This window comes from Sphingomonas segetis (assembly GCF_009720245.1).
GTDB classification, from domain to species: domain Bacteria; phylum Pseudomonadota; class Alphaproteobacteria; order Sphingomonadales; family Sphingomonadaceae; genus Sphingomicrobium; species Sphingomicrobium segetis.
In genome coordinates this window covers 1-7605 of the sequence record NZ_WJSQ01000136.1, presented here as the reverse complement: position 1 = coordinate 7605, position 7605 = coordinate 1, and the positions used below count along the sequence as shown (strand labels likewise).

Sequence of the window (7605 nt, the reverse complement as noted above, 5' to 3'; positions counted from 1 at the left end):
CGCGGCCGCGACATCGATGCCGCGTGCGGCCAGCTCAAGACGGCGGCGGAGCGCAAGCGGCGGACCCGCCAGGCGGCCTGACCCGCGGCACGGCGATGAACGGAACAGCCGGCCCCCACGCGCTTCCCGGGGAGCTCATCCTCTCCCTGACGTCCCATCCGCCCCGTTTCGCGACGCTCCGCCGGGCTCTCGATAGCGTGTTGCGGCAGACGGTCGCGCCCGACCGGATCATGCTGTGGGTAGCGGACCAGGACGTCGCGCAGTTGCCGAACGAAGTTCGCCAATTGGAGAGTCGCGGCCTGGAGATCCGGTCATGCGGCGATCTCAAATCTTTCAACAAGCTGATTCCCGCCCTGGAGGTGTTTCCCGACGCATTCATCGCCACCGTCGACGATGACATTCTCTATCCGGTCGACCTGATCGAACGGCTCGTCGGTGGAACCGAACCGGCGGTGATCACCTGCAATCGCGCGCATCGGATCAGGCGCCGTCCGGACGGGACGCTGGCACCGTTTTGCCAATGGGAACTGAACGTTGCCGATGCGCCGGCACGCAAGCCGTCGACGGACATCATTCCGATTGGAGCGGGCGGCGTGCTCTACCCTCCTGGAACATTGCATCCGATGATCGCCGACAGGTCGATGTTCCAGCGGCTCTGTCCGCAGGGAGACGATCTTTGGTTCTACTGGTCCGCACGGGCTGCCGGTACGCGGCACAAGAAGGTCGGGGAGGCGATGGTGTTGCCCTTGTTGAGCGGGTCGCAGGAGACCAATCTCTGGGCTGCCAATCTCGCTGGCGGCAACGATCGGATGATTGCTGCGCTGGAAGCTGAACTCGGACCCGCAGGTTCGCGGGTCCGGCTGGCTAGCGACAGCTAAGCCATGCTCGCGCCACTTCGGCGAGCGCTCGTGCGTGAGGTGCGAAGCACGTTCAACGACCAGGCCAGGGGCGAGCGGCCTGTGCCGGCTTCGGACCAGGCGCTGTTCCCTGTGGGCTCGGTGATCCGTCGAGTGCATGGCGATGTGACCTCAATGATGGTCGGCGGAGTCGCGGCGCTGCTGACGCAAATGCTCCACCCGGGCGCGCTTGCCGGCGTGTGGGACCACAGCGACGTCAATGCCGACATGCTCGGGCGGCTGCGCCGGACGGCGCGGTTCATCGCCACGACCACCTACGCCCACCGCGATTCGGCAATGGAGGCGATCGCCAAGGTCAAGGCCATCCACGAGCAGGTCGGCGGCAGGCTTCCCGACGGGACCGAATATCGCGCGACAGACCCGTGGCTGCTCGCCTGGGTGCATGTCGCCGGCGCCATCAACTTCCTCGACGGCTGGCGCCGCTACGGAGAGCCGGGGATGAGCGGCGCCGACCAGGACCGCTATTTCGCCGAACACGGCGAGATCGCGCGGCTGCTCGACGCCGACCCGGTGCCGCGCAGCCGGGCCGAAGCGGAACGGCTGGTGCGGGAATTCAGGCCTGAACTGCGCACCGACGAGCGCACCCGCACGTACCGCGATCTGGTGCTGAACGTGCCGGCGCGCTCCATGGCCCAGGCCCCGGTACAGCTGCTCCTCAAGAATGCCGCGATCGACCTCCTGCCGCCGTTCGCTCGAAAAATGCACGTCCTGTCACCACCCTTGGCAGGGACGGTCGTGCGCGGCGCAACTTACGGCCTCGCGAGTGCCTTGCGCTGGGCTTTCGCCGGCGAGCGCTATCGCACCGCGAAGTGAATTGCGCCGCGTCAATTGCGGCGCGCGGCGGCTCGTGGCAATCCAGGACTGAATGAAGGGAGACGGAGCGATGTCGCTGATCGGCAGGCTCATCGACAAGCTGATCACGCGCGGCAGCATCACACTGTTCGCGCCCGGCAAGCCGCCGCGGACCTACGGGCCGGGCGACGGCAAGCATCTCACCGTCCGATTCACCGACCGCAAGGTCGCGTTCGACATCATGCGCAACCCGCGGCTGGGCTTCGGCGAGGCCTATATGGACGGGCGGCTGATCGTCGAGGACGGCACGATCCTCGAGCTGCTGCGGATGATCGTCGGCGCCAACAGGTGGGAGGAGTGGGGCGAAGGCCGCAAGGCGCTCTCGAAGCGCAAGGCGACGAAGGCGCTCAAACAGCTCGTCTCGCCGAACAATCTGAAACGCGCGCGCAAGAACGTCGCGCATCATTACGACCTCGACGACGGCCTCTATGATCTCTTCCTGGACGCGGACAAGCAATACAGCTGCGCCTATTGGACCGACCCGCAGCACGAGAGCCTCGATCAGGCGCAGCTCGGCAAGAAAGCGCACATCGCGGCCAAGCTCGCGCTCGAGCCGGGCCAGCGCGTGCTCGATATCGGCTGCGGCTGGGGCGGGATGGCGCTGTTCCTCCACAAGGTGGCGGGAGTCGACGTGCTCGGGATCACCTTGTCGGAGCACCAGCTCAAGATCGCACGCGAGCGAGCGGCGGCCGCCGGCGTGTCGGAACACGTGAAGTTTGAGTTGAGGGATTATCGGCTGCTCGACGAGCCGTTCGACCGGATCGTCTCAGTCGGCATGTTCGAACATGTCGGCGCGAAACATTATGATGAATTCTTCGCCAAATGCCGCGAGCTACTGAAGCCCGACGGCGTGATGCTCCTCCACACCATCGGCAAGCTCGGAGACGTTTCGAGCGGCCCCGACCCGTTCACCGACAAATATATCTTCCCCGGCTATCACCTGCCGTCGCTCAGCGAGATTTTCACCGCTAGCCAGAAAGTCCGGTTGATCGCCAGCGACGTCGAGAACCTGCGGCTGCATTATGCCTACACATTGCACCACTGGCTCGATCGCGCGACCAGGGCGCGCGAGGCCATCGAGGCGATGTACGACGAGCGCTTCTTCCGGCTGTGGGAATTCTACCTCGCCGGCGGAATCGTCATGTTCGAGAATGGCGCCGCGTGCAATTATCAGGTGCAGTATATTCGCGAGCGCACCGCGCTGCCGATCACGCGCGATTATATGGCCGAGGCGGAGGCGCGTTACCACAAGCTCGGCGCCGAGCAGCCGCAGGCGAAGAAGCCGCAAGCGCGTCGACGCCGGACCGAGCAGCCCGAGTTCGCCAAGTAGCCGAGCTTCCGCCGTTTTCGCAGCAGGCGAAGATCAGCCCGGGTGACGCTGAGTCTTGCGCTGCTGCCGCTTCTGCTTCCGCTCCGCCGGGCTGATTGTCCCGTCGTGGTTGAGGTCGCGGCGATCGAAGCGCGCAAGCGCCGCCTGCTGCATCTCGGCCAGGGTCACGCGGCTGTCCTTGTTCGAATCGGACGCCGCAAACATGCGCCCGGCCACGCCGCCCCGTTTCATGGCGGGATGGGCCATCCGTGATTTCATCTGCTTGCCAATGGTATCGAACTCGGCGCGGGTGACGACTCCGTCCTTGTTGGCATCGGCGCGCGCGAAGAAGCCCCCGATCGCCGCGGCGGGAGCGCGGCCGGGCTTGCCGCCTTTCGCTTCTGCACGCTGACCGCGCGCCGCTTCGGCCTCTGCGCTGGTGATATTTCCGTCGCGATTGGCGTCCATCCGATCGAAGATCTTCGCCGGGTCGAAGCGAGCGGCGCGCTGCTCGGCCCGCTGTTCGCGCCGGTCCGCGCGCGCGCTGATCTCCTCGAGCGTGACGAAACCGTCGTGATTGGCGTCGAGCTTCGCGAACGCTGCCGCGACACGGGCGTCGACGTCTGCGCGGCTCGTCGCTTTGGCCGCATTTGCATGCGGCGCCTTCATGTCGGCCTTCGCCGGCTGCGTCGTCTGCGCGAACGCGGCGCCGCCCGCGACAATGGCGGCAACCACGGCCGCGCCGATGAGCATCTTCTTCATTTGCCGACTCCGTATGGGGTATCGCAAGAGCCTAGAGAGGCTAGCTGTATCCGGGTTCAACATCGCCGCCGGCGGAAATTCTAACCGCGATTTTAACCAAGATTTAGAACTTGGCGGACAGGTTGCGACCGTCATCAAGACGGGGAAAGCAATGCCAAAGCCAAGCGAAGCCGCGGCCGATGTCGCAATCATCGGCGCCGGCCCGGCCGGTCTCACCGCCGCTTACCTTCTGACCAAAGCGGGTTTTTCGGTCATCGTGATCGAAAAGGACCCTGTCTATGTCGGCGGGATCAGCCGGACGGTCGAGCACGAGGGCTTCCGCTTCGACATCGGCGGGCATCGCTTCTTCTCCAAGGCGCGCGAGGTGGTTGACCTCTGGAACGAGATCCTGCCGGACGACTTCATCCAGCGCCCGCGAATGAGCCGCATCTTCTACGACGGGAAATTCTATTCCTATCCGCTGCGCGGTTTCGAAGCGCTGATGAACCTCGGCATCTGGCGCTCGGCCAGGTGCATGGCCTCCTACGGCTATTCCCGGCTGTTCCCGCGCAAGGACGTGAAGAGCTTCCAGGACTGGACGATCAACCAGTTCGGCGAGCAGCTCTTCAACATCTTCTTCAAGACCTACACCGAGAAGGTGTGGGGGATGCCGTGCGACGAGATATCCGCCGACTGGGCGGCGCAACGCATCAAGGGGCTGAGCCTCGGCGGCGCCGTGATCGACGGGCTCAAGCGCTCGCTCGGGCTCAACAAGCGCCCGAACGACGGGATGGAGACCAAGACCCTGCTCGAGACGTTCCGTTACCCGCGCAAGGGCCCTGGCATGATGTGGGAAGCGGCGCGCGATTTCGTCGTCGGAAAGGGCAACAAGGTCCTGCTGAACCACGCGCTCCAGCAGCTGTCATTCGACGCCAAGCTCGACCGCTGGCGGGTTGCGGCCAAGACCGGTGACGGGAAGGACGTCATCATCAGCGCTGCGCACGTCATTTCATCGGCCCCGATCCGCGAGCTTACCAGCCGTATCCACCCGCTGCCCAAGGCCGCTTCGAACGCGCTCAACCTGCGTTATCGCGACTTCCTGACGGTCGCGCTGATGATCCGCTCCAAAGACATCTTCCCCGACAACTGGATCTACATCCACGATTCGAAGGTGAAGGTCGGGCGCATCCAGAATTACCGCAGCTGGTCTCCGGAGATGGTCCCGGACGCGTCTCTGGCATGCGTCGGGCTTGAGTATTTCTGCTTCGAAGGCGACGGGCTGTGGGCCTCGAACGACGCCGAGCTGGTCGAGCTCGCCAGGAAGGAAATGGCGATCCTGGGCCTGTGCGACCCGGCCGACGTCGAAGGCGGCGTGGTCGTGCGGCAGGAGAAGGCCTACCCCGTCTACGACGACCAGTATCGAGACAATGTCGAAGCGATCCGCGCCGAGCTCGAGAATGCCTATCCGACGCTGCACCTGGTCGGCCGCAACGGCATGCACCGCTACAACAACCAGGACCATGCGATGATGACGGCGATGCTGACCGTCCGCAACATCCAGGCTGGGCGCCGCGCCTACGACATCTGGGCGGTCAACGAGGATGCCGAATATCACGAGGCCGGCGACGAGGGCGCGCAGGCGGCGCTTGCCTCGGAGCGCCTCGTGCCGAAACGGCTCAAGGCCGCCTGAGTCCTCATGCTCGATCAGGTCTATACCCGCTATATCGGGGCGAGCGCCGCGTCGCTCGGCGTCGATTTCGCGGTCTTCATGGCGGCGCTTTCGGCCGGCATGCCGCCGGCGCTCGCCGCTGCCTGCGGCTACATTGCCGGCATCGTCTGTCACTGGCTGATCTCTAGTCGACTGGTCTTCGTCGGCCGGGTCGCGGGGGAAAGCGCCGGACGTCGCCAGCAGCAGGCGCTGTTCGTGTTGTCCGCGCTGGTCGGGCTCGGCATTACCACCGGGATCGTCGGACTCGGCAGCCGTTACGGCCTCGATCCGCGGATCGCCAAGGGGATCGCAATCGTGGTCAGCTTCCAGGCGACCTACATGCTGCGCAAGAAGGTCGTCTTCGCATGACGAGCAAGGCCGCGGCGCCGATGACCTTCGAGCGCCAGCGGTTGCTGGTGCTCGCGATCTGGCTCGTGGTCGGCGCGATGATGGTGCGCAGCGCGATTCCGGCGCTGACGCAATGGACGTTCCCCGATCCCGACGACGCGATGCGCCTGGTCCAGGTGCGCGACTGGCTTGCCGGGCAGAGCTGGTTCGACGTGACGCAATATCGGCTCAATGCGCCGGCGGGAGGGCCGATGCACTGGTCGCGGTTCGTCGATATCCCGATCGCGGCAGTGATCCTGCTCGCACGGCCGTTCGCCGGCCAGCACGGCGCCGAGACCGCGGCGCTGATCGTGGTGCCGCTGCTGACGCTCGGCATCGCCATGCTGCTGGTGCACCGAATCGCTTTCCGGCTGATGCACGGTCCGGCGGCGCTTCTCGCGGTGCTTGCGACGCCGCTGTCGCTCGGCGCGATGAAGCAGATGCGGATCATGCGCATCGACCATCATGGTTGGCAAATCGTGCTTGCCTTGCTGACGACACTGGCAGTGCTCGACGACAAGCGCCCACGCCGGTCGGGGCTCGTCGCCGGCGCAGCGATGGCCCTGTGGCTGAACATTTCGATCGAGGCGCTGCCGTTCGTCGCTGCTGTCGGCGCCTGGTTCGCGTTCGAATGGCTGCGTGACAGCTCGGCAGGAGAGCGGCTCAAGGCCTATCTCGCCGCGCTCGCCGCAGCGAGCCTGCTGCTCTTCATCGTCACCCATCTGCCTTCCGTCTGGTTTGCCCATCCGCACGATGTGCTGAATGTCGCGCACCTCGCCGGCTTTGCGGTCGCGGCGCTGGGCTGCCATTTCGCCGTTTCGCCGGGCGCAAATCTTCAGCTGCGGCTCGCCAGGCTCTGCGGCGTCGGGCTTGTCGCGCTCGCGGCGATGTTCGCGATCGATCCGCATTTTCTGCAGGGTCCGTTTTCGTCGCTCGACCCGCTGGTCGCCCAATGGTGGTATGCGGGAGTCGACGAAGGCATGCCGGTATGGCGGCTGTCGCCCGACGCCGCGGCGATCGGCCTCGCGCAGCCGCTCGTCGGGCTCGCGGGCGCATTGCTCGCCATCGGCAAAACCCGGGATGATGCACGCCAGGCATGGAACGCTTTCGCTTTCCTGCTGTTCGCGATGACGCTCGCGTCCGTGTTCGTGATTCGCGAAGCGACGACGGCGAGCGTGATGAGCCTGCCCAGCACGGCGTTCCTGTGCGCTGCCGCCCTGCGCCGTGCCCAGTCGCTGTCACTGATGCCGCTGCGGGTGGCGGCGACTACCGGCGCAATGTTCATCATGGCGCCGGCCTATGCCGCGCCGGCGCTCGTCATGCCCGCCGATCCGCGGCTCATCAACGCCATGCAATCGTCTAATACCTGCGTTACCCGCCCGCAGCTTCGGAAGCTCGACGCGCTGCCGCCCAGCAACATCGCCGCGCCGCTCGACATCACGCCGGCAGTCCTGGCGAGCACGTCGCACCGGCTGATCGCCAGCGGCTATCACCGCAACAATGACGCGATCCATGACGTGATCCTGCTGTTTGCCGGCAAGCCAGCGGTCTCGCGCGAGATCATGGTGCGCCGAAAGATCGATTATGTCGTTTTCTGCCCCCGCGCGCCGGAGGCGATCCGCTGGGCCAGCCGCGGCCCGGGGGGCCTCGCGGCGATGCTCAACGACGGCCGCGCGCCCGAGTGGCTCGAT

Annotated in this window: 7 protein-coding genes; 6 read left to right on the top strand and 1 reads right to left on the bottom strand. The window is 65.7% G+C overall.

All coding sequences use genetic code 11. The features are described from left to right. The 3 genes from GH737_RS11725 to GH737_RS11715 all read left to right on the top strand — a co-directional run. Positions 1-878: glycosyltransferase family 2 protein (locus GH737_RS11725; RefSeq protein ID WP_230558784.1), on the top strand; the 878-nt coding region annotated here is incomplete at its 5' end. Between the two features lie 3 nt (positions 879-881). Then, a complete protein-coding gene (locus tag GH737_RS11720; RefSeq protein ID WP_155264990.1) occupies positions 882-1730 on the top strand; it encodes an oxygenase MpaB family protein in 849 nt (282 codons plus the stop codon). A 70-nt stretch (positions 1731-1800) separates the two neighbouring features. Beyond that, positions 1801-3099 (top strand): SAM-dependent methyltransferase, encoded by a 1299-nt coding sequence (locus GH737_RS11715; protein ID WP_155264992.1) that lies wholly within the window; start codon positions 1801-1803, stop codon positions 3097-3099. A gap of 33 nt (positions 3100-3132) precedes the next feature. Here the strand turns inward: GH737_RS11715 and GH737_RS11710 are convergent, their stop codons facing one another. After that, the gene (locus GH737_RS11710) at positions 3133-3840 is read right to left on the bottom strand and encodes an EF-hand domain-containing protein (RefSeq protein WP_196233129.1); all 708 of its coding nucleotides are present in this window, start codon (positions 3838-3840) and stop codon (positions 3133-3135) included. A 151-nt stretch (positions 3841-3991) separates the two neighbouring features. Between GH737_RS11710 and GH737_RS11705 the strand changes: the two genes are divergently transcribed. The 3 genes from GH737_RS11705 to GH737_RS11695 form a co-directional block, all read left to right on the top strand. After that, positions 3992-5509 carry an NAD(P)/FAD-dependent oxidoreductase gene (locus GH737_RS11705; RefSeq protein WP_155264988.1) on the top strand — a complete coding sequence of 506 codons (1518 nt, stop codon included), beginning with the start codon at positions 3992-3994 and terminating at the stop codon, positions 5507-5509. A 6-nt stretch (positions 5510-5515) separates the two neighbouring features. Next, positions 5516-5896 carry a GtrA family protein gene (locus tag GH737_RS11700; RefSeq protein WP_155264987.1) on the top strand — a complete coding sequence of 127 codons (381 nt, stop codon included), beginning with the start codon at positions 5516-5518 and terminating at the stop codon, positions 5894-5896. After that, positions 5893-7605: hypothetical protein (locus GH737_RS11695; protein ID WP_155264986.1), on the top strand; the 1713-nt coding region annotated here is incomplete at its 3' end. The genes GH737_RS11700 and GH737_RS11695, both read left to right, overlap by 4 nt.